Annotated in this window: 26 protein-coding genes; 20 read left to right on the top strand and 6 right to left on the bottom strand. The window is 52.2% G+C overall.

What is annotated here, in order from left to right; all coding sequences use genetic code 11:
• Positions 1 to 489 precede the first annotated feature (489 nt).
• From lgt to waaC, 3 genes are all read left to right on the top strand, one after another.
• The gene (gene lgt / locus H3L93_RS01860; RefSeq protein WP_003797570.1) at positions 490 to 1344 is read left to right on the top strand and encodes a prolipoprotein diacylglyceryl transferase; all 855 of its coding nucleotides are present in this window, start codon (positions 490 to 492) and stop codon (positions 1342 to 1344) included.
• A 38-nt stretch (positions 1345 to 1382) separates the two neighbouring features.
• Positions 1383 to 2150: a hypothetical protein gene (locus H3L93_RS01855; protein ID WP_003797571.1), complete on the top strand. Its 768-nt coding sequence runs from the start codon at positions 1383 to 1385 to the stop codon at positions 2148 to 2150.
• Between the two features lie 99 nt (positions 2151 to 2249).
• On the top strand, positions 2250 to 3227 hold the full coding sequence (gene waaC, locus H3L93_RS01850; protein WP_003797572.1) for a lipopolysaccharide heptosyltransferase I: 978 nt from the start codon (positions 2250 to 2252) through the stop codon (positions 3225 to 3227).
• Positions 3228 to 3548: 321 nt separating this feature from the next.
• Here waaC and H3L93_RS01845 read toward each other — a convergent pair whose 3' ends face one another.
• Positions 3549 to 3791 (bottom strand): GlsB/YeaQ/YmgE family stress response membrane protein, encoded by a 243-nt coding sequence (locus tag H3L93_RS01845; protein WP_003797574.1) that lies wholly within the window; start codon positions 3789 to 3791, stop codon positions 3549 to 3551.
• Between the two features lie 313 nt (positions 3792 to 4104).
• Here H3L93_RS01845 and H3L93_RS13075 point away from each other — a divergent pair, with 313 nt between their 5' ends.
• Complete coding sequence (locus H3L93_RS13075) at positions 4105 to 4350, top strand: metallophosphoesterase family protein (protein WP_050755581.1); 246 nt, start codon at positions 4105 to 4107, stop codon at positions 4348 to 4350.
• 255 nt (positions 4351 to 4605) lie between these two features.
• On the opposite strand, the gene H3L93_RS01835 is transcribed toward H3L93_RS13075, so the two are convergent.
• On the bottom strand, positions 4606 to 5031 hold the full coding sequence (locus H3L93_RS01835; RefSeq protein ID WP_003797577.1) for a DUF5071 domain-containing protein: 426 nt from the start codon (positions 5029 to 5031) through the stop codon (positions 4606 to 4608).
• 127 nt (positions 5032 to 5158) lie between these two features.
• On the opposite strand from H3L93_RS01835, the gene H3L93_RS01830 reads away from it, so the two are divergent.
• The 16 genes from H3L93_RS01830 (at position 5159) to H3L93_RS01755 (ending at position 16464) form a co-directional block, all read left to right on the top strand.
• On the top strand, positions 5159 to 5419 hold the full coding sequence (locus H3L93_RS01830) for a hypothetical protein (protein ID WP_003797578.1): 261 nt from the start codon (positions 5159 to 5161) through the stop codon (positions 5417 to 5419).
• On the top strand, positions 5416 to 6930 hold the full coding sequence (locus tag H3L93_RS01825; protein WP_003797579.1) for a replication initiation factor domain-containing protein: 1515 nt from the start codon (positions 5416 to 5418) through the stop codon (positions 6928 to 6930). The genes H3L93_RS01830 and H3L93_RS01825 overlap by 4 nt, the downstream gene beginning before the upstream one ends.
• A gap of 24 nt (positions 6931 to 6954) precedes the next feature.
• Entirely contained in the window at positions 6955 to 7221 is a 267-nt protein-coding gene (locus H3L93_RS01820) for a hypothetical protein (protein WP_003797581.1), read from the top strand.
• 49 nt (positions 7222 to 7270) lie between these two features.
• The gene (locus tag H3L93_RS01815) at positions 7271 to 7573 is read left to right on the top strand and encodes a hypothetical protein (RefSeq protein ID WP_003797582.1); all 303 of its coding nucleotides are present in this window, start codon (positions 7271 to 7273) and stop codon (positions 7571 to 7573) included.
• A gap of 83 nt (positions 7574 to 7656) precedes the next feature.
• Positions 7657 to 7866, top strand: a complete 210-nt coding sequence (locus tag H3L93_RS01810; RefSeq protein ID WP_003797583.1) for a major capsid protein — start codon at positions 7657 to 7659, stop codon at positions 7864 to 7866.
• 87 nt (positions 7867 to 7953) lie between these two features.
• Positions 7954 to 8373, top strand: a complete 420-nt coding sequence (locus H3L93_RS01805; protein WP_003797584.1) for a hypothetical protein — start codon at positions 7954 to 7956, stop codon at positions 8371 to 8373.
• A 24-nt stretch (positions 8374 to 8397) separates the two neighbouring features.
• A complete protein-coding gene (locus H3L93_RS01800; protein WP_003797585.1) occupies positions 8398 to 8691 on the top strand; it encodes a hypothetical protein in 294 nt (97 codons plus the stop codon).
• A gap of 75 nt (positions 8692 to 8766) precedes the next feature.
• Positions 8767 to 10413 carry a virulence factor TspB C-terminal domain-related protein gene (locus tag H3L93_RS01795; protein WP_081446114.1) on the top strand — a complete coding sequence of 549 codons (1647 nt, stop codon included), beginning with the start codon at positions 8767 to 8769 and terminating at the stop codon, positions 10411 to 10413.
• Positions 10414 to 10425: 12 nt separating this feature from the next.
• Positions 10426 to 10713: a DUF2523 domain-containing protein gene (locus H3L93_RS01790; RefSeq protein WP_003797588.1), complete on the top strand. Its 288-nt coding sequence runs from the start codon at positions 10426 to 10428 to the stop codon at positions 10711 to 10713.
• 25 nt (positions 10714 to 10738) lie between these two features.
• Positions 10739 to 11836 (top strand): zonular occludens toxin family protein, encoded by a 1098-nt coding sequence (locus H3L93_RS01785; RefSeq protein ID WP_003797589.1) that lies wholly within the window; start codon positions 10739 to 10741, stop codon positions 11834 to 11836.
• Between the two features lie 75 nt (positions 11837 to 11911).
• Complete coding sequence (locus tag H3L93_RS01780; protein ID WP_155803185.1) at positions 11912 to 12130, top strand: hypothetical protein; 219 nt, start codon at positions 11912 to 11914, stop codon at positions 12128 to 12130.
• Between the two features lie 159 nt (positions 12131 to 12289).
• Positions 12290 to 13288, top strand: a complete 999-nt coding sequence (locus H3L93_RS01775; protein ID WP_003797591.1) for an IS110 family RNA-guided transposase — start codon at positions 12290 to 12292, stop codon at positions 13286 to 13288.
• Positions 13289 to 13723: 435 nt separating this feature from the next.
• Entirely contained in the window at positions 13724 to 14479 is a 756-nt protein-coding gene (locus H3L93_RS01770; protein WP_040558956.1) for a WGR domain-containing protein, read from the top strand.
• A 504-nt stretch (positions 14480 to 14983) separates the two neighbouring features.
• Entirely contained in the window at positions 14984 to 15544 is a 561-nt protein-coding gene (locus tag H3L93_RS01765) for an NAD(P)H-dependent oxidoreductase (RefSeq protein WP_003797597.1), read from the top strand.
• Between the two features lie 98 nt (positions 15545 to 15642).
• Positions 15643 to 15942 carry a YciI family protein gene (locus tag H3L93_RS01760; RefSeq protein WP_040558790.1) on the top strand — a complete coding sequence of 100 codons (300 nt, stop codon included), beginning with the start codon at positions 15643 to 15645 and terminating at the stop codon, positions 15940 to 15942.
• An 84-nt stretch (positions 15943 to 16026) separates the two neighbouring features.
• Positions 16027 to 16464 (top strand): YiiD C-terminal domain-containing protein, encoded by a 438-nt coding sequence (locus H3L93_RS01755; RefSeq protein ID WP_003797602.1) that lies wholly within the window; start codon positions 16027 to 16029, stop codon positions 16462 to 16464.
• Positions 16465 to 16723: 259 nt separating this feature from the next.
• Here the strand turns inward: H3L93_RS01755 and H3L93_RS01750 are convergent, their stop codons facing one another.
• From H3L93_RS01750 to H3L93_RS01735, 4 genes are all read right to left on the bottom strand, one after another.
• Positions 16724 to 17419 carry a class I SAM-dependent methyltransferase gene (locus H3L93_RS01750; protein WP_003797605.1) on the bottom strand — a complete coding sequence of 232 codons (696 nt, stop codon included), beginning with the start codon at positions 17417 to 17419 and terminating at the stop codon, positions 16724 to 16726.
• A 125-nt stretch (positions 17420 to 17544) separates the two neighbouring features.
• Positions 17545 to 18408, bottom strand: coding sequence for an alpha/beta hydrolase (locus tag H3L93_RS01745; RefSeq protein WP_003797607.1), 864 nt, complete (start codon positions 18406 to 18408; stop codon positions 17545 to 17547).
• Positions 18409 to 18522: 114 nt separating this feature from the next.
• A complete protein-coding gene (locus tag H3L93_RS01740) occupies positions 18523 to 19272 on the bottom strand; it encodes a DUF4336 domain-containing protein (protein ID WP_040558958.1) in 750 nt (249 codons plus the stop codon).
• Positions 19269 to 19466 carry a hypothetical protein gene (locus H3L93_RS01735; protein ID WP_003797612.1) on the bottom strand — a complete coding sequence of 66 codons (198 nt, stop codon included), beginning with the start codon at positions 19464 to 19466 and terminating at the stop codon, positions 19269 to 19271. The genes H3L93_RS01740 and H3L93_RS01735 overlap by 4 nt, the downstream gene beginning before the upstream one ends.
• Between the last annotated feature and the right edge of the window lie 40 nt (positions 19467 to 19506).

Here is a 19506-nt window from a genome sequence, read left to right as displayed (position 1 = left end):
ACGCACGAAGTGCGGCTAGTTCGCACGCGCCGAAAAAAGGATGCGCAGCGAACCTGCACGTCGGGGTCGCCTTTCTTTGCTTACTTTCTTTGGCGAAGCAAAGAAAGTAAGTCGCCCGCGCCGCGATAAGGTGCAAAGGCAAATGCATCACAAATGTTAGCCGAAGCACAATGAACAGTATATTGGCTTCGCTAAATTGGGTTTTCAGGCTGCCACAAACCACCGCGCGCCAGCCCCGCCCCAAAACTATGCGATAATCGCCCCCGTCACGCTTTTCAGGCTGCCTCATCAACCACACCCAAGGCAGCCTGAAACCTTTGCAAACCGCAGTACCACCCATGGCGCGGCGGCATCGTTCCAACCCATAAAATCCTATTGAACTGCCATTGGGTAACGAGCCTCCGCCGCCGCTCCATATTCAGATTTCAGGCTGCATCAGCGGTTTGGCAAAAATTTCCGCCTGAAACCACCGCACCACAAGGACACCCCATGCTTATCCATCCCCAATTCAACCCCGTCGCCCTGCAACTGGGCCCGCTCGCCATCCGCTGGTATGCCCTCAGCTACATCGTCGCCTTCGCCCTGTTTATCTGGCTGGGGCGGCGGCGCATCAAACAAGGCAACACCGTGTTCACCAAAGAAATGCTGGACGACCTGCTCACTTACGGCGTGCTCGGTGTGATTTTGGGCGGGCGCATCGGCTACATCCTGTTTTACAACCTCGGCGAATACCTTGCCCATCCGCTCAATATGCTCAAAGTGTGGGAAGGCGGCATGTCGTTTCACGGCGGCTTTTTGGGCGTGCTCTTTGCCATGTGGCTGTTTGCCAAGCGGCGCGGCTTGCGCTTTTGGCAAGTGATGGATTTTGTTGCCCCGCTGGTGCCGACAGGCTTGGCATCGGGGCGCATTGGCAACTTTATCAACGGCGAGCTTTTGGGGCGCGTAACCAGCCCTGGCAACTTCTGGGCGATGGGCTTTCCGCAAGCCGCCGAAGCCGACCGCGCCCTTGCCGCGCAAAACCCACAATACGCCGAATGGCTGCTGCAATACGGCAGCCTGCCGCGCCACCCCTCGCAGCTTTACCAATTTGCGCTGGAAGGCATCGCGCTGTTTGCCATTGTGTGGCTGTTTTCCAAGAAAAAACGCCCCGAAGGGCAAGTGGCAATGGTGTTTTTGGGCGGCTACGGCTTGTTCCGCTTTATCGCCGAATACGCGCGCCAGCCCGATGCCCAGCTTGGCTTGCTCACAGGCGGGATGTCTATGGGGCAATGGCTGAGCCTGCCGATGCTGATGCTGGGCATTATTGGTTTTGTGTATTTTGGCAAACGCAATCGCACGGCTTAACCCGCCTTTTTATCCACCCTTATTCAGAAGAACATTCCATGTCTTATTTCAAAACCACCACCGCTTGCGCCGCCTTGCTATTGCTTACCGCCTGCACCAGCCATATCCCCAACACACCGCGCAGCAAAGCGCAAATTCAAGCAGGCACGCGCGCGCAAACCTATAAAACGCTGCTCCACGAAAACACCGCGCCCACCGCAGGCGGCGGCTCCATGCGCGTGGTAACGTATGCCGACAAAGAAACCCCCAATGCCAACCCCTACAACGGCAACCAACTCTATCTTATCCGCCCCTCCGACAGCAGCAAAATCGTTGCCCTAAAAACGCTGAAACTGCTCGCCACGCTCACCTCAGGCGGCTCGTATCAAAGCTCGGACAAGGAAGAGCTGGTGGGCACGCCCACGCAAATCCCCATCCAAGCCAGCCAAACGCTGCACAATTTAATCAAAGACGATTTATTCAAAACCTACCGCACGCTGCCCGCCGCCACCGAACAATACGACTTTATGATTGATTGGAAGCGCGTGTATTTGGTTTACGAAAAATACAACAACCAAGGCGACAAAGGGCTGTATCGCTTGGTGCAAAAAATCCGTTTCAGCAAATATTACGAAAGCGAAGACAACGTAGCCCATCCCCGCGCCTTTACCTACCAATGCGAACAGCGCAGCGCAGTGAAGCCGCTGAGTGAATGGCAAGCCAACCATTATCAAGCCGTGCAAACCGCCGCGCAGGCTTACGCACAAGAATGCGCCCAAGCGTTGTTGCACACCATTGCGCAGCAAGAAAACACCCCGCTTTATTAGCCCCCAGAGGCAGCCTGAAAACGAGTGAAGCGAGTTTCAGCGAAGCTAAAACGCCCTACCCCACTTTCAGGCTGCCTTTCGCCCGCGAGACCAACCCCCATGAACACCCTCCTCGTGCGCCTATCCAGCATGGGCGACCTTATCCACACCCTGCCCGCCATCACCGACCTCGCCCGCCACCGCCCCGACGTGCAACTAGACTGGCTGTGCGAAGCCGCCTTTGCCGACATCGCCCGCCTGCACCCCTTTATCCACCGCGTGCACGAGATGCGCTGGCGACATTGGCGCAAACACCTGTTTCAGGCTGCCACCCGCCAACAAATCCGCAGCCTACAACGCACGCTCAAAGCCGCCCACTACGACCGCGTGTTAGACAGCCAAGGGCTGATTAAATCTGCCCTATTCGCCAACTTCGCCGCCGCCCCCGTGCACGGGCTAGACAAACACAGCGCACGCGAACCCCTCGCCGCCCTGTTCTACCAACACCGCTACCCCGTTGCCAAAGACCAACCCGCCGTAGAACGCAACCGCCAACTGTTCGCCCAAGCCTTCGGCTACACTCCCCAAGGCACGCCCGATTTCGGCATCGCCATCCCCGCCGAAGCCGCAGGCAGCCTGAAAGATTTGCCTCCCTGCTACCACGTCGCCCTGCACGCCACCAGCCGCGATAGCAAACTCTGGGCAAGCGAAAACTGGCACGCCCTGCTCACCCAACTGCACGCCGGCGACAGCCTGCCCGTGCTGCTGCCGTGGGGCAACGAAGCCGAACGCGCCCGTGCCCAAGCCATCGCCGCCCAGCTTCCCTTCGCCCAAGTCTGCCCCCCGCTCACCCTGCTGCAAGCCGCCCACCTGCTCGCCCACGCCCAAGCCGTCATCGGCGTGGACACAGGCTTGCTCCACCTCGCCAACGCCACCAACCGCCCCACCATCGGCATCTACACCGACAGCAACCCCGCCAAAACAGGCGTGCAAGAAAGCCCGTGGGCAGCTAATCTCGGCGGCATCGGGCAACCGCCTAGTGTGGACGAAGTATTCAACGCCTTGCAACGCTGCTTGCAGAATAAAGAGGCAGCCTGAAAATCATTGCTAGCCGTAGGGTGAGCAACTCATTGCCCACCACGTTTGCTAAAACAGCGTTTTCCCATTTTCAGGCTGCCTCTCCTTGTCCCAAAGGCAGCCTGAAATATTTTGTCGGATACGCAAAAAAGAAAACACATCATGCCCAATCAAACCAGCAAAACGGAAACGGTTTTATTCTTTTGCCAAGCAGTTGCAAGAAATCATTAAAAATGGGATGTTTTAATGATTTCAGGCAGAGTGGATTAAAAATAGCAGCAAAAAAGCAGCCTGAAAAACGCCAAACCGCATTTTCAGGCTGCCTTAAAAAATAAAAACAGACTAACGGCGCACGCCGCCAAGTACCGCCATAATCAGCACCGCACCAAATACCGAAGCCACAAAGCCCGCAGGCTCGCCGATGGTGTACCAGCCCAGCTGCTGCCCCAGAAAACCCGCCACCACCGAGCCGAGTATCCCCAACCCCGAAGTCAGCCAAAAGCCCATTTTATTGTTGCCTGGCAAAATGGCACGCGCCACCAAACCGACAAAAAAACCGATAATAATCATACCAATAAAACTCATTTTATGCTCCTGTGCGGTGTGTAGAAACGCACACTATAAAGCAAAGCACCCCCCAGCGCAAAGGTAGCCTGAAAATCCGTCCGCATTGCAGATGCCCCCAAACCATGAAACTCCACCTCCTCTCCGACACCCCGCACCCTGAAGCCGATTTAATCGTCCACGCGGGCGACTTCGGCAACGGGCGCAGCGGCGCACAAGCCTTTCAGGCTGCCTGCCGCCGCGCGAACGGCGCATTGAACCCGCCGACTACATCGTCCGCTACGAAGCACAACTGCGTTTTATTGAACGCTTCCGCCACCAGCTGCGCACCATTGTGCTCACCCACTTCCCGCCGCATCCCGCCTGCATCGCCCCGCAGTATGCCGACTCGCCGCTCAACCCCTATTTCATCAACGATATAGACCTGAACGGCTTTGCCTACTGGCTTGCAGGGCACACCCACCAAGCCTTTGACGGCGAACAAGACGGCTGCCGCATCATCATCAACCCGCTGGGCTACCTGAACGAAATCGGACAAAACGGCTACCGTGACGGCTTGCTGCTGGAACTGCCCGATTAGTCAAAGGCAGCCTGAAAATGGATTTTCCCGTTTTCAGGCTGCCTTTAAGCGTTTTTGTTATAGTCGCTCCACACAGTCTTATACAAGGCGGCGAGCCGCAGATAGTACAAGTAGTACAGCAAGGCGAGCCAACGCTGTATAAGGCTGTGTGGAGCGACTATATTCCCAGCGCAGGCGTTTCGCCGCCTACCACGAGCAGGGGCAAGCCCCTGCACCCCGCGCAACATCAACCTTTGCCGCCATCTTTCCCATAGCCTAAAAGCCACCTGCGTAACACAGCGAAGTTGCCAAGCTAAAACCCCTTTTCAGGCTGCCTCCGCCGCACCAAAAAATCCCGCGCCGCTTCATCTGCCCCTCCGCCCGCTCCGCCGCCGTTGGGCAAGCCGCAATCCGCTCCGCCGCCCGCACCGTCTCCGCCCCCGCGCGATAATCCAACAAGCCCGCCAGCAGCGACACTTTCCAAACCGCATCCTCGCCGCGCAACACCGCCGCCAACTCCGCATCAAACGCCTGCTGATGCGGGCGCAAAACGTCTGCCAGCGGCGCGGCAATCAGCCAGTTGGCATCTTGCAGCCATGCCAACAAGTCGGGCAGCAGCGGGCGCAACGTTGCCCCATCCACGCCCGCCAGCGCCGCAACGGCATCAAGGTCAAATTTATCTCGGGGCGGTTTTATTTCCATTTTCAGGCTGCCTTGTATATTCAAAGCTCCACAAGGGGCATCATATCTGACAGTATCTTAGGCAACAAGCCATCATACGCCGCAAGGCTGATAGCCCCTTACTTAAAAGAGTTAAGGGGCTTTTCTTATGAACATCGACTTATCCGTCCAAATCAAACGCAACGCCGAAAGCCAAAACTATCAGCTAAATATGCTAGTTATTAACGCAACGAATACAGGCGCAATAGAAACCCAAATCTGCCAAACCCTAGCCGAAGTCTGTCAAAAAATCGCCCAATTTGAAGCCAAGCATCTAAACGTTTTTGAACACGCGATTGAGTACGAAAAAACCGACTGGCGACAACTTGCCCGTCAAAACCAACAAGCAGCAAAGAGAGCCGCAAAATGAACACCTGCCAAATCACCCAAAACGAACAAGGCAAGTTTGATTTATACATCAACGGTCAATTCATCCGCAGCTACACCCGTAAAGCCGATGCCAAACGTGGCTTCACACGCCTAGAAAAACAAGCCGCAGATACAGCAGCGAGCGGTTGCGACGACGTGGCGGCAAGCAGCCGTCAGGCGATTGCAGACACGGCGGCGCAAAGCGCCCCCGCTAGTAACACGGGGGGACAAAACGGCGCAGCTTGTGAAACGGCGGACAAAAGCAGCAAAGCCCAAAAACCCACCCTACACGCCCACAGCACTAAAACCAGTCAATTCGTCATGGTAAACGGCAAACTCAAAGAAATTCCACTACGTCAAGGCAACGCAACTGCAGCCCACATAGACACACTCACATTTACCTTTACCCAAGACGTATTAGTTGAACCCGACCTACCCATAGACGGCCAACACCCCGAAAACATCCGCCAGCTTGCCGAAAAACTCTCCGAACTCATGCACACCCTAATGGGCTTCGGCATCTACCAACAAAAAAACGGCATCAACGGCTACAAATACAGCTTTCTAATGGGTACGGAAACAGCCAAATACGGCGTTATCGCCTTTGGCGGTCTCAACCAAAAAGATAGCATCATGATACACCTATACGGCGACGGCTTAACCGCAGCCCAAGACGGCTGGGAAAACCGCCTATATAGCTGGCTAGAAGTATTCGCCCCCTTTGCCAAAATCACCCGCATAGACTTAGCCCACGACTTCATCAACGGCGAATTCACCCCCGACCAAGCCAAAACCGCATGGGAAAGCGGTGGCTTTGACAACAAAGGACAACGCCCAAGAGCAAGGCTACACGGCTACGACTGGCTAGACGACAAACGCACAGGCAAAACCTTTTACGTAGGCACACCCAACAGCAGCCGTATGGTACGCGTTTACGACAAAGGCTGCGAACAAGGCGACAACAGCAGCCCATGGGTACGCTTTGAATTACAGCTCCGTAACCGCGATTACATCATCCCACACGATATTTTAATCAGCGCAGGTAGCTACCTAACCGCCGCCTATCCCATCTGCCAAGACCTATTCAGTCGGTTTCGCGAACAACTCAAAAAAGCCGAGCGCATCAAAAAAACCGAAATGATTAACCTAGAACACGTTTTAAAGTACGCAAGCCAAGCCTGCAGCCCCTGTATTAACGCACTGGAACGGTTTGGCTTTGACGACGAAGAAATCAAAGTTTTGTTGAAAGGGGGCAAAACCAAACTACCCAAACGCCTAGGCGCAGACAAACACGACTGCCGCCAAGCCAACGTCCAATACATCCACCAAATGAAAACCATCGCCAACCAGCATAACAGCGAAGTCAAAAACTACATGAACGAAATAAGCGAAAGAGAGCGGCAAGCCAAATTCCATCAACGAATGGACAAGTTAGCCGAGCAAGCAAAATTATTTCGTATACAACAATCATTTGACAACAGCTGGCAAGCAGCATGGTATGACCAACTTTAACCAACCGCCAAGAAAGGGCAAAACATGAAAAAGCGAACTAAGCATGAAAAGTTTGTAAAAGCAATCAAAGAAGCCGAAAAGCGCGCAAAGCAGTTTATTGAGCATTGCGAAGCCAAAGGTTTAGAGCCGATTGATATTTTTATTCTTTTGGCAGAACAGCAAAAGAACAAAAATGAAAACAAACAACAATCCCGCGTCTATGAAAAAACCGATAGCCAAGAAGCTAACGGCTGGCAACGAATGGAAGTTCGTTTCGGTGCAAGAAAAAACAAACGCAAAAAATCAAAGTAAAGAATAACCGACTAACCTATTTTTAACCTCCGACCTGAAAGGCAAAAACATGAAAGCAAAACTAACACGAATCCGCTGGAACAAAGGCGTAATGGACAACGGCACCGAGTATGACTACACCCGCCTAACGATTGAGCTACCCATTTCCGAAACCAGCGCAAATGAGTTCGGCGTTGACTATCTGGAATGCGAATATGGCGATGAAGCCAAACACGCTGAATTATTGCATTTCAAAGGCAAACTGCCATGTGAAATTGAGTTTGACATGCGGCAGACAATGAAAAAAGGCAAGTTGGTAAATGAAATTTACCAAATCAAACCAGTAGCAGCAGCAAAAGCCACTGCATCTTAAAAACTTTACCGCGTGCGGGCGGTCGCGCGGATAAAAGCCCCAATAACCGCCCATTTTATTAACAACTTTTTAAGGAGTTCATCATGAACAAATTAACCACTCGCTTTAATGCGAAAAAAGCAGCACTCGCATCCGTGATGATGAGCGCAGTTGTAGCCGCACAAGCTGCCATTCCTGAATCTGTAAAAACAGAAATCGGCACAGCAAAAACCGACGTTACAGAGCTAGCAGGTTTGGTTCTGGGCGTATTGGTTGTAGCGTTCGGTTACAAAATGATTAAACGCTTCTTGTAATGACGTTGCATTCAGCATAGTAGCTCTAAGGTAAGTTTTTTACTTTATAGCTGCTATGCTGAAATTAACCTAAGGATAAAAAAAACCATGTTGCAAGAAGCATTAACAGGCGGATTAAGCGAAACGCTTAAAGATGTAAAAGAAATGGCAAGCATTGCTTTACCTATCTTTGTCGTCATGTTCGTCTTTCGTATTGTTGCCGATATTTTAGATAGCAAGAAAAAGAAGCAACGTGAACAAGACAAACAAAAGCATCAACAAATTAGGTTAGAAATAGACGAAATACGCTTAAAACTCGCGCAAATACGTTTAGCAAGAGAAGAAGCCATAGAAAAGGCAAGAGAAGAGCATGAGCAGCGTATAGCACAAATGGAAGCTGAAAAAGATGAACAGGAAGCACAGAAACAAGCCGAATGGGAAACCGATTTAGCTGCCATTGTCCAGGAGCTAGAAGATGAAGAGAAAGCATTAGAACAAAAGTTATTAGACGCACAAAACCAAAATTAATCACCATATGATAAAGGGGCAATCATGGGCTATCAAATCGGCAATCAATGTTTCAGCGATAAAAAAATCGCAGAAAACCATTATTTCTCACAAATCATTCCCACCATAACCGCAGATGGCAAACTATATCAGCCCACCTACACTAAAACGCAAGGTTGGCAATATGAAGGTAAAAGCATACAAATTTCACTACCTGAATGTAGCCCCGAGCAGAATTTTAAAGACGGTTTAGAAGTAGGCTCACTCTTTCTTGTAATTGCAGTTGTACTTTGGGCAACGTCAAACATTGGTGGATTATTAAATAGGCTCACATCATGATGGATTTTTATTTCTTTCTCGGCATCGCACTAATGGCAATGGTTATTTACATCCTCTTTATGAAAAACTGAAACCATGAAACAGCTTATAACACTGATTGCACTATCCTTTTCAATATTGGCTATCAATGCAAGAGCAGAGAACATTGTCCAGTTCACAGGTGGCAATTACATTTACGCAGAAAATGGTCGGCTCACATTCAACCTCAATCCCAGCGTTATTAAAAACAGAAATTGGCAATATAACGCCCAAACCGATTTATTCCGTACCACCTTTACCACTAAGCGATTAGATTTCAAAACCAAGCATGCAAGTGATTTTTATGCCTACGAAAACGCTGCTTTTAATTCTAGCCCTAGTTTTAATCCTTATTATGCTGGAAATTATGTTTACCCCGTCTATCGCCCAAATCAACAACAATTTACTGCTCAACCAGTATTTCTTCCTGCTCTAGCTGGGATAGTGGTTCGGGTGGGGGCGATTGTGTTAAGGAATGTGATTCCGCCACTCGTTACCAAATGTATTACAAATGCGAGATGTGCCGCTACTGTTGGCGGTACTGTAATTGGTGGGGGTGTTCCTATTTGTATGCTTAACTATGCTGGATTAATGAATGCTTTGCCATCTGGCATCTGCTCCCAAGCCGAGCAAGCGGGCTTTGAGAAAGACAAAGATGGCAAATATAAGCGCAAAGTGAAATATCATGCGTATTCTCATGGTGATAATTTAAACAAAGCAAATGTGATTAGTAAATATTTTGTAACAGAATCACAAGCAATAGAAGCAGCAGAGAGAGCTTGTAAAGCAGCTGCACCAAATGCTTATTCTAGCTATAAACCAGAATTTGAAAGTTTTGAAAAATCACAAAATAGTAAAGATGATTTAATTGTTTTTGATTGCAAATGGTCATTTGAAGACTTGGGTACGAAAAAACGTAGTGTAGGGGGTTTTCAATACATTATTAAAAAAATATCAGAGAAAGAAGAAGAGTTAACAATCGTAGATATTTCAAACTTTGCTGCCGAAGATAGCAAAAAAAATCCCAACGACTATATTAATCACCCTGTGATAGGCAAAGATATTTTGGCGACAGCCAAGCCAGACGAAGCCGATTTCCAATGGCAAGCAGGCAGCGGCTTCTCCGTTATCAGCAGTCCATACCGTGATAACAATGGCGAAACCAAGCAAGACGTTGTGAATATAGGCGCACCTAAACCCGAGCCAAATCCCAAAGCAGGTGGCAATGCAGGCAATCCAACAGCAGGCGTATCCAATGTTTACAACAATGTAACGGTAAAAAATTTACCGCGCCCAGACAAAGAAGACGATTCAAAGCCAAGTGAAAACAATAGTCCCAATGGCAATAACAGCCCATTAGGTTCAAATAACGGTTCTGATGATGACAAAAAAGGTAACGGCGGCAACTGTGAAGAGCATCCTAATTCAGTCGGTTGTGTACCAATGGGTGATATAGAGGATAACGGCTCCAATCCGTTTGGCGATGCCATAGGCAAGCATGAAGATAAAACAACGTACTCACCTGATAATTTTTTGCCCGGTGATGGTTCGTGCCCGCCGCCTAAACAAATGGTTTTGATGGGGCGCACCTATGATTTCAGCTATGACTTATTCTGTCGTTATTCAGGAATGATACGCGCCCTTGTGATTGCCGTAGCCTTTATGACAGCAGGGTTTATTATTTTTGGTAAAAAGAACGCATAGAAAGGCTTAATTATGAATGCACTGATACCGTTGTTTCAAAAACTATTGGTATGGGTTGGCTCCCGCGTTCTGCTTGCATTAGGTATTTCACTGATTACCTACACGGGCATTACGCTTTCACTCAACACGCTTAAAAACTACTTTATGAACAGCGTAAACAGCATTCCGTCCGACGTATTTAATTTGCTGATGATGGCAGGGCTAGGGCAAGCAATCGGCATTATCTTCGGTGCATTTGCCTTTAAAGCGGCAATGGCTTCCGCTTCCAAATTGCAAGCAGGAATTATGAACAAAATGTAGTGAAGTAAATCAAAAAGGGGCTTAAATGATTATTCTGCAAACAGGCGTTCCGGGTTCGGGTAAAACCGCATCCATCGTGAATATCCTAATGACGGATGAAACCTATACCCATTTCACAGACAAGGATGGTGTTAAAAAGAAACGTCCATTGTTTGTAAACGGCATCAATGAGCTGCAAATTGAGCATCAAGAATTAACTGATGAGCAAATTAAGGACCAACCCTTTCAAGACTTCTTACCCTATGGCTCGTTGGTAATCATAGATGAAGCACAACGCCTTATGGGCAATCGCCCGGCAGCTAGCAAAGTACCCGCTTTTATTCAGGCATTAGCCACGCATAGACATCATGGATTGGATATTGTGCTGATTACCCAGCATCCCAGCTTTCTTGATCCATTTGTACGTAAGCTGGTTCAACGCCACATGCACATCAGCATCAAACCCATAGGTAGAAAGCTGTATGAGTGGAATGAGTGCGTTGACCAACCTGAAAATCAAATCAATATAGCGCGTGCCATTGAGCGACAGTTCACTTTACCTAAAAAAGTGTTCGGCACATATAAATCCGCAGAGATTCATACCAAGGTAAACCGCCGCATTCCGCGCATTATGATATTCATGCTGTTGTTTGTACCATTTATGCTTTGGTTCGGTTATCACGTTTGGGGCAGAATGAAAGAACGCTATATTTCGCCAAACCAAGAGCAACAAATTAGCCAAAGTGCCAGTGAAGCGGCAACAAGCAATAACGGCAATTATCCAACCAATGCCATAGAGCCCAATCAAACAACAAGCATGAACCCCTCTCTTAACGCGCAAATGTACGTGCCTACGCTACCCGAAAAACCCGAAAGCAAACCACTTTATGACAACGTGAGACAAGTCAAACAATATGAACGCATTGCAGCGTGTATTAAAGGCGGAAAAACAGGCTGCACATGTTACAGCGACCAAGCCACCAAACTCAAAGAGGTACCCAAAGAATTGTGTTTGAAGTATGTAGAAGACGGCTTGCCGTTTGACCCATTCCGAGAGCCAAACGACAACAGGCAGACTGAACATTACAACAGAGCAGCCCGCAATGTAGAGTCGCAACAGCACGCACAATTGGGCAGCGAATAGGCAAAACAATAACCAATCTTAACAAACGGAAAGGATGCAGCTAGAATTGGCATTTTTACGTTTGGAGATTGGAAAATGGCTCTGATTGTTTCGCAAGAATGTACAAATTTTGAGCATAAATTGATTTTTATTGCTGCTCTTGCTGCGCTATCACTTGCGTTATATATATTTTCAACTGATTTAAAGGAAGATAAAGAAACAGGCAAAGTGCATACAGGTAGTTTAATATATAGAAATTTATCTGCGATTGGTTTTTGCACTGTTTCATATATGTTATATAAATTTTGCATATAACCACATAATAGAACAAAGATGCCCACGTCCTTAACTGCACGACACCCGCAAGACTGCCTTGGTTAAACCATTGAGAAAGATTGGTGCGTGCAGTTTTTCTTTTGACACAAAACATAACAGTATCATTGGCAAAAGCCATTATTGCAAGGATTGCAACACATGCACTATCTAGGATTGGACATTTCAAAGCATACGATAGACACTTATTCAGACATCTGCGGGCATTGCAAAATTGATAACACTATTCAAGGTATTCAAGGTTTATTGGGGCATTTGCAAGCAAATGGGTTAGGCAAAGAAAACACGCATATCTGCTGCGAAGCAACAAACGTGTACTACCTGCTTGTAGCGACAACGCTACATCAGAATGGCTATGCTGTATCAGTGGTTAATCCGCTCGCAATCAAAGGCTACGCCAAAATGCAGCTAAAACGCATAAAAACAGACAAACAAGATGCCAAGCTAATCGCAGATTTTGCCAAAAAAGAAAAACCGCAATGCTGGCAACCAAATAACCAAACCGGAAAAGCCATACAATCACTACATCGTCGAACAGAGCAGCTAAATAGCCTACTTGTCGCAGAGAAAAATCGTCAAGAAACAGCCGATGAGTACACCAACGCATCTGTTGAAAAAATGATTGCAGCCTTGGAAGAAGAGCTGGAAAACATCAGAGAGCAAATCCAAGCCATTATTGAAAGCGATGAGCAGCTAAAAGCAAAACAAAAGATACTGGCTACCATTCCCGGAGTAGGCAAAAACACTGCCCAAATCCTGCTATCCGTCCTCGTTGATTTGGACAAATTTCAAACGGCGAAACACTTAATAAGCTACTTAGGTCTATCGCCGATTATCAGAGACAGCGGCAAATACAAAGGCGCGCAAAAAGTGTCCAAGATGGGCGATAAAACCCTACGCAAATCATTATATATGCCCGCAAGGGCTGCCTGTACCCGCAGCAAATTATGGCGCGGTTGGTTTGATGCGCAAGTCGCAAGGGGTAAACATCCAAAGCAAGTTTATGTCATGATGATGTGCAAAATACTACGCTATGCCTACACCTGCCTGAAAACAAACGCGCCCTTTGATGCCACCCTGCACAAAAAGGCGGATAAGGCAGAGCGGAGCTGGAAAACCGTCAAGGGGGAAGCTTTGTAAAGGCGCAGCCTTTACGAATACCCCCTTGACGGTTTGGAAGCGACCCCACACTCTGCCGAAAGGGCAAGGTGAAAGGGCGAAGCCCGCCCCCTTGCCCGCGCGGCGTCGCAAGTGAGACTGGGGGTGTGGGGGCTAGCCCCCGCAAAGCGTCAACCCCACAGCAAAGCCGATTCAAAGCCCAGCAAAAAGCGTGGGTATGGCGGCGCAACGGCATGCATTGGCAAAACATTAACAAAATTTGACGCAACTCAACAATTTTTGTGTTTTAGCCTTGACGTGAAATACAGTATCTTTCTCTATTGTTCTTACCCAATTTTACAAAAGAATCCCCGCCTCCGCTAAAATCCCCCTTTCAGGCAGCCTGAAACGCAGCGAATAGGTAGGGCATTGATGCCCGACAAACAAACTTTTCCCCCACCCCGCAAGAAGCAACCCATGCAACAAACCCTCCGCTACACCGACCCCAAATCCGACAAATTCTGGCGCATAGAAACCCTAGCCAACCAATTCGTCGTGAACTACGGCAAATACGGCACCAACGGGCGTTACGAAATCAAAGAATTTGACAGCCCCGAAGAATGCGAAAAACAAGCTGCCAAACTCGCCGCCGCCAAGCAGAAAAAAGGCTACGCCCCCGCCGAGCTGCCCGCCGGCCATCTCTATTTTGACGACGAAGAATACGGGCTCAACCCGCTCACCAGCCACCCCGTGTTCCACCGATACTTCGCCGACGAAGCCGTCTATTACAGCGAATGCGACGAAGAAACCGCCTTCGGCAGCGACGACGGCGCAGACACCTTGTGCAGCCTGCAAGAAGCCTTCCGCAAAGCCCGCCCCGTGCTGCAAGACTTTATCCGCCATGTGATTGAAGGCGAATGGGGCTTCCCCTGCCTGCCGCCCATTGCAGGTCAAAGCGATGCCGATTTGAAAGCCCAAGCCCAGCAAGAAACCGACGGCTTGGAAGGCGCGCACTACCTGCTCGCCCACGACCGCGCCACCCTCGCCACCGTGCTGGGCGCAATCAAAATCAGCGGGCGCGTGGACAGCCGAACCGACATCGCCGCCGCCCTTGCCGCTCTCAACCGCATCGACCGCCTCGCGCAACTGCTGTGGGACGCGCCGCCCTCCGAAATCCTCGCGCAAATCCGCCAAGACTTAACCCGCTTTGCCGATGAAACCTTTGCGGGGTAAAGCGCAAAAGGCCGTCTGAAAAGCGTAGCGGCGTTGCGAAGCTAAACCCGTTTTCCCGTTTTGGCTGCGCAGAAGCCCGCGAACTCGTTTTCAGGCTGCCTCAAACCGCGCAACAGCCATATCAGCGTTTAAATCCAAAGCAAAGGCAGCCTGAAAAACAAAATCCCGCTTTCAGGCTGCCTAATGCTTCACGGCTGGTTGATATACTGCTGCCCTCTCCCCATCGTGCAGATGGCGAATGCAGGTTCTTATCTTTGGCGAAGCAAAGAAAGTAAGTCGCCCGCCGCGATAAAGCGAAAGGGCAATCCCATCACCCATATCAAACGAAGTACAGCCAACGTTGTTTGAGGATTTTGCAAAGGCAGTCTGAAAACCGTTATTGCTTTTCAGGCTGCCTTTCTCAACGCCCAATCAACACACTTTCAACCCGCCGCCCATTTATCCCGTGCCGCTTCCCCCGTATCATCCGCCCCATCTGTTCACCCCAACCCTAAGGAGCCCACAATGTCCCGCATCCTCATCATTTCAGGACACCCCGATTTATCCGCCTCCGTTGCCAACGCCGCCATTCTGGCGCATGTTGCCCGCGAGCTGCCCGAAGCCGAAATCCGCCGCTTGGACGCGCTGTATCCCGATTACCAATTTGACATCGAGGCCGAACAATCCGCCCTGCTCGCAGCCGACATCATCGTGTTCCAATTTCCGTTTTCATGGTATGCCCTGCCCGGGCTGATGAAACTGTGGCTGGACAAAGTGTTCCTACACGGCTTCTCTCACGGCAGCAAAGGGCGCTTGGGCGGCAAAAAGCTGCTGCTTTCGTTCACCACCGGAGCGCCTGCCGTCGCGTATCAGAAAGACGGCGCGTTCGGGCATACGGTGGAGGACTACCTGCCGCAGTTTGCCACCACCGCCGCGCTGTGCAATCTGGATTACCAGGGCGCGATGTACACCAACGGCGTGAGCTACTCCGCCCGCGACGACGAAGCCAAAATCAACGCGCAACGCGAGCTGGCTGAAAACCACGGCGCGCGTTTGGTGGCGAAACTGAAAGAATTGGCGGCATAGGCCGTTTTCAGGCTGCCCAAACAGGCAAAGGCAGCCTGAAACAGAAAATGCGTTTTCAGGCTGCCGCTCCGCCCAACCCATTTATAGGAAACCGAAAAATGTATCTCATCACCATCACCGTCAATCCTGACCTATCCGCCGAACAACACGAGACCCTGTTCCCCCAACACGTCGAGTGGTTCAAAAAACACTTTGCCGCAGGCACCTTTCTGCTCACCGCGCCGTTTACCGATACCCAAGCGCATCAGGGCATGATTTTCGCCCAAGCCGAAAGCCGCGAAGCCCTGCAAGCGATTTTGGCAGAAGATTGCTATTACCCGAACCACGCGCAATACGACATCCGCGAGTTCGCGCCCAAGCTGATTGCGGCGAACCTGCCCGAGTTTGCGGGGAAATAAAACCGCCGCCTGGATACTGGTTCAGGCAGATTTTTCATTTTCCCTTTTCAGGCTGTCTCAAACCCCATCAAACAAGGACACCCCATGACCGAGCAACAACTGCAAGACTTCCTCCACCGCTGCATCCCCGCCACTGCCGCGCTGCACATCCGTGTCGTTTCCTGCGGCGCAGACGGCGTGGCGCTTTTGATGCCGCACGCGCCCAACCGCAACCACAAAAACACCGTGTTCGGCGGCAGCACCGCGCTGGGCGCGACCGTGTGCGGCTGGGCGCTGGTGCATCTGAACTGCCCCGAAGCAGCGGGCAACATCGTCATCCAAAGCAGCGAAATCCGCTACACCGCGCCCGCGCACGGCGATTTGCTGCTGTCCGTCCGCAGCCCTGATGCCGCCGAATGGGCGCATTGCCGCGAAATGCTGGCTCGGCGCGGCAAGGGCAAAATCAATTTGGCGGTGAGCGGTTTTTCGGACGGCGTATTGGCGGCGGAATGGGCGGGGCGATATGTGGTTTTGGCAGCCTGAAAATCCAAAACGGCAATCCAATCAAACGCATTTCCGCGCTGTTGCAAAGCCCAAATGCCAAACGCCGCTGCAAAATAATCACAGCGGCGTTTTTTTACGCGCAAGCGTTTTAGCTTCGCTAGGCAGGCTGCCTTGGCTGGCGCGGGTTCAGTGTGTAGGTCGGGCATTGATGCCCGACAAATTCTGGCTATTTATCTGCATACAGCACAACTAAAAACGTCGGGCATCAATGCCCGACCTACTTGGTTTTACAAAGGTTTCAGCCTGCCTTCACAAACGTCAGCGCGTAAAACCGTCCGTCCCACAAGATATGCGTCTGCCGTTCGGCGGCGTTGGCGGGCAAGGCGTTTTCTATGGCGGAAACGTCCACCCGCGCGTTCTGATAGGCGGCTTGGGTGAACGCGCTTTTTTGGTATTGCTGCTCCACCAAATCCTGCGTTTCGTCGGCGACCATCAGATTGGTGCGCGGCTTGGCGACGCGCAGCATTTCGGCGAGGGCGCGGGGTTTGTCGGAAAAGAAATTGATGCCGCCCACATGAAACACGATGTCAAAGCTGTTGTCGGCAAAGGGCAAATCTTCGGCGGCGCAGTGCACGAGCGAGAGATTGAGCCGCCGCTGCCAGTTTTTCTGCGCGCGGCGCAGCATGCCGAGCGACAAATCTGCGCCGACGATTTTCAGGCTGCCTGCGTTTACCGTATCGGGGAAATAGCGGAAATCGGTGCCCGTGCCGACGGAGACATACAGCACGCTTGCGCCGTTTTGCCAGTCAAGCAGGCGCATCATTTCGCGGCGCATTTTGGCGATGCCGCCGCCGTATTTGAGCCGCGCGAGCCATTCGCCGAGGTTGTACAGCGGGGCGAGGCGGTCGTAGAGCTTGTTGTATTTGCCGTTGTCGCCGGCCAAATCGGCGGGGTTGAGGTCGGGGCGGAGCAAGGGGGCGAGGTTGGGGTTCATGGTTGTTCTTTCCGATGCTTGGGTGTTGGCAATCACTGTTTTCAGGCTGCCTGAAAACGGTGTGGCTCTTTCAGGCTGCCTTTGGCCGGTGCGGATTCAGGCAGCCTGAAAAACGTCTGGCGCGGTCAAGCGTGTTGGGCGGCAAACGCCTGCATCAGGCCGGACAAGGCGGTGTCGCCCGTATTGACGGCCAAGATTTCCGAAATATGGCTGTGGCCGGCCAGCAGATAGTGCGGCACGCCGAGCCGCTCGGCTTGCTGGCGGAACTCGGGCGGGTCCAGCTCGGCGGCGGCAATCAGCAGCGGCACGCCGCATTGCAGCAACCCCGCTTGGGCGGAGCGGGCGGCGATTTGGGCGCGGTCGCTGCCGAAGTAGGCTTGGCGGGCGGGGCTGTCGCCAAACGCGACGGTGTCGTAAATGCCGGACACCAGTATTGCGCCGCGCACGCCGTCGCTGCCCAGCCGCAGCGTGGGATGGGCGAGGTATTGGGCGATGTGCGCCGCGCCGGCGGAATGCCCGCACAGGATGATGCGCTGCGGATCGCCGCCATATTCTGCGGCGTGGCTCTGCGCCCACAGCAGGGCGGCGGCGATGTCTTGCTGCGCGGCGGGCCAGGGGTGCTCGGGGGCCAGGCGGTAATTGATGTTGATGCCGAGCAGCCCGCTGCCTGCCGCCCACAGCATGATGTTGTCGTAAAACGGGCTGCCTGCGCCGCGCTTGTCGCCACGCACAAAGCCGCCGCCGTGCACAAACAGCAGGATGGGGCGCGGTGCGGCGGCGGGCGGTGCGGGGGCGAAAACGTCCAGGCGTTGCAGCGGGTGGCTGCCGAAGGCTTGGTCGCGGGTAACGGTGGCGTTATCGTAGGGCTCGCGCGGGTGCAGCGGGGCGTACAGCGGCTCGGTGGCAAGCGGATTGATAACCGCGCCGAGTTGGCGCAGCGTGGCGGCGACGGGGGCGGGGATTTGGGCGGGAAGGATGGTGGGTTGCATGGTGATGGCTCGCAATGAAAAGAAAGGAGTGGAGACGGGGCAGTCTGAAAACGGGTTGTGCCGTTTGGGTTGCGCCGAAACGTGCTGTGCGGGGTTTCAGGCTGCCTCTGCCGCCTAGTCCAGCCAACGGAACGCGCGTTTCAATTCGGCGACGGCGTCGCGCTCGTAACAGCGCCCGTGCGCCAGAATAATTTTTTCAGGCTGCCACGCCAGCATCTGCGCGAGGCTGGCGCGGGCGGCGGCTTTGTCTTTAAACGTGGCGCGCCAGTCGGCGGGAGTTTTGCCGTCGGGGTCGGCGATGCCCGCCAGCTTCATCACGCCTGCCCAAAAGCGACCGGGGAACTGCGAGGTTTCAAAGTTTTCAATTAGGTCGGTGAGAATCAGCGTGCGGCTGGGGCGGTGGAAAAACACGGTTTCGGTCATCACGCGGCTGCCTGAAAACGGCATCTGCGCCAAATCGTCTGCCCATGCGCCGGGCGCGGTATCGCCCAAATCGGCATCAAACGCCACGGCGATGCTCTGCGCCGCCGCCCGTTCGCGCACGCCCGTGCTTGCCCACGCCGTTGCCTGCGGGTAGCGCGCTTTCCACGCCGCGATGTGGGCGTAGTGGATTTTGTTGGGCGACACCAAATGGCGCACTTCGCCCAGCGCGTCGATTTGCGCGAACAACTCGGGCGCGGGGGCGACGGGCGAATGGCACCACAAACCGCCGTCTGAAAGCCGCACCACGGTCATGCGCGTGCTGAACGGGATTTTGACGCCGAGCGGAAACGCCATGCGGATTTCGCCGCCGTCGGCAATCCAGATGTTTTCGCCGAAGGGTTTGAGGATGTTGAGCGGGTAGTAGAGGTGGATGGCGGTCATGATGGCTTCTTGCGGGGGGCAGCCTGAAAACATGTTCCCAATGCCGTTTTGGCTTCGCCTGTTTTCAGGCTGCCAGAATGGTAGCGCAGGCAGCCTGAAACGGGCAATAGCGTTTCAGGCTGCCTTTGGGCGATGGGCAGCCTGAAACACCCAAACGCAGAACCAACCCAAACGCTGCTGACACATTCTGACACCCGCCTCGTGTATCATCACGCTTTTCCCAACCGCGAAAGG

Origin of the sequence: Kingella oralis (assembly GCF_014054985.1) — a bacterium.
GTDB lineage: Bacteria > Pseudomonadota > Gammaproteobacteria > Burkholderiales > Neisseriaceae > Kingella_B > Kingella_B oralis.
This window is presented reverse-complemented; position numbering and strand designations above follow the sequence as displayed.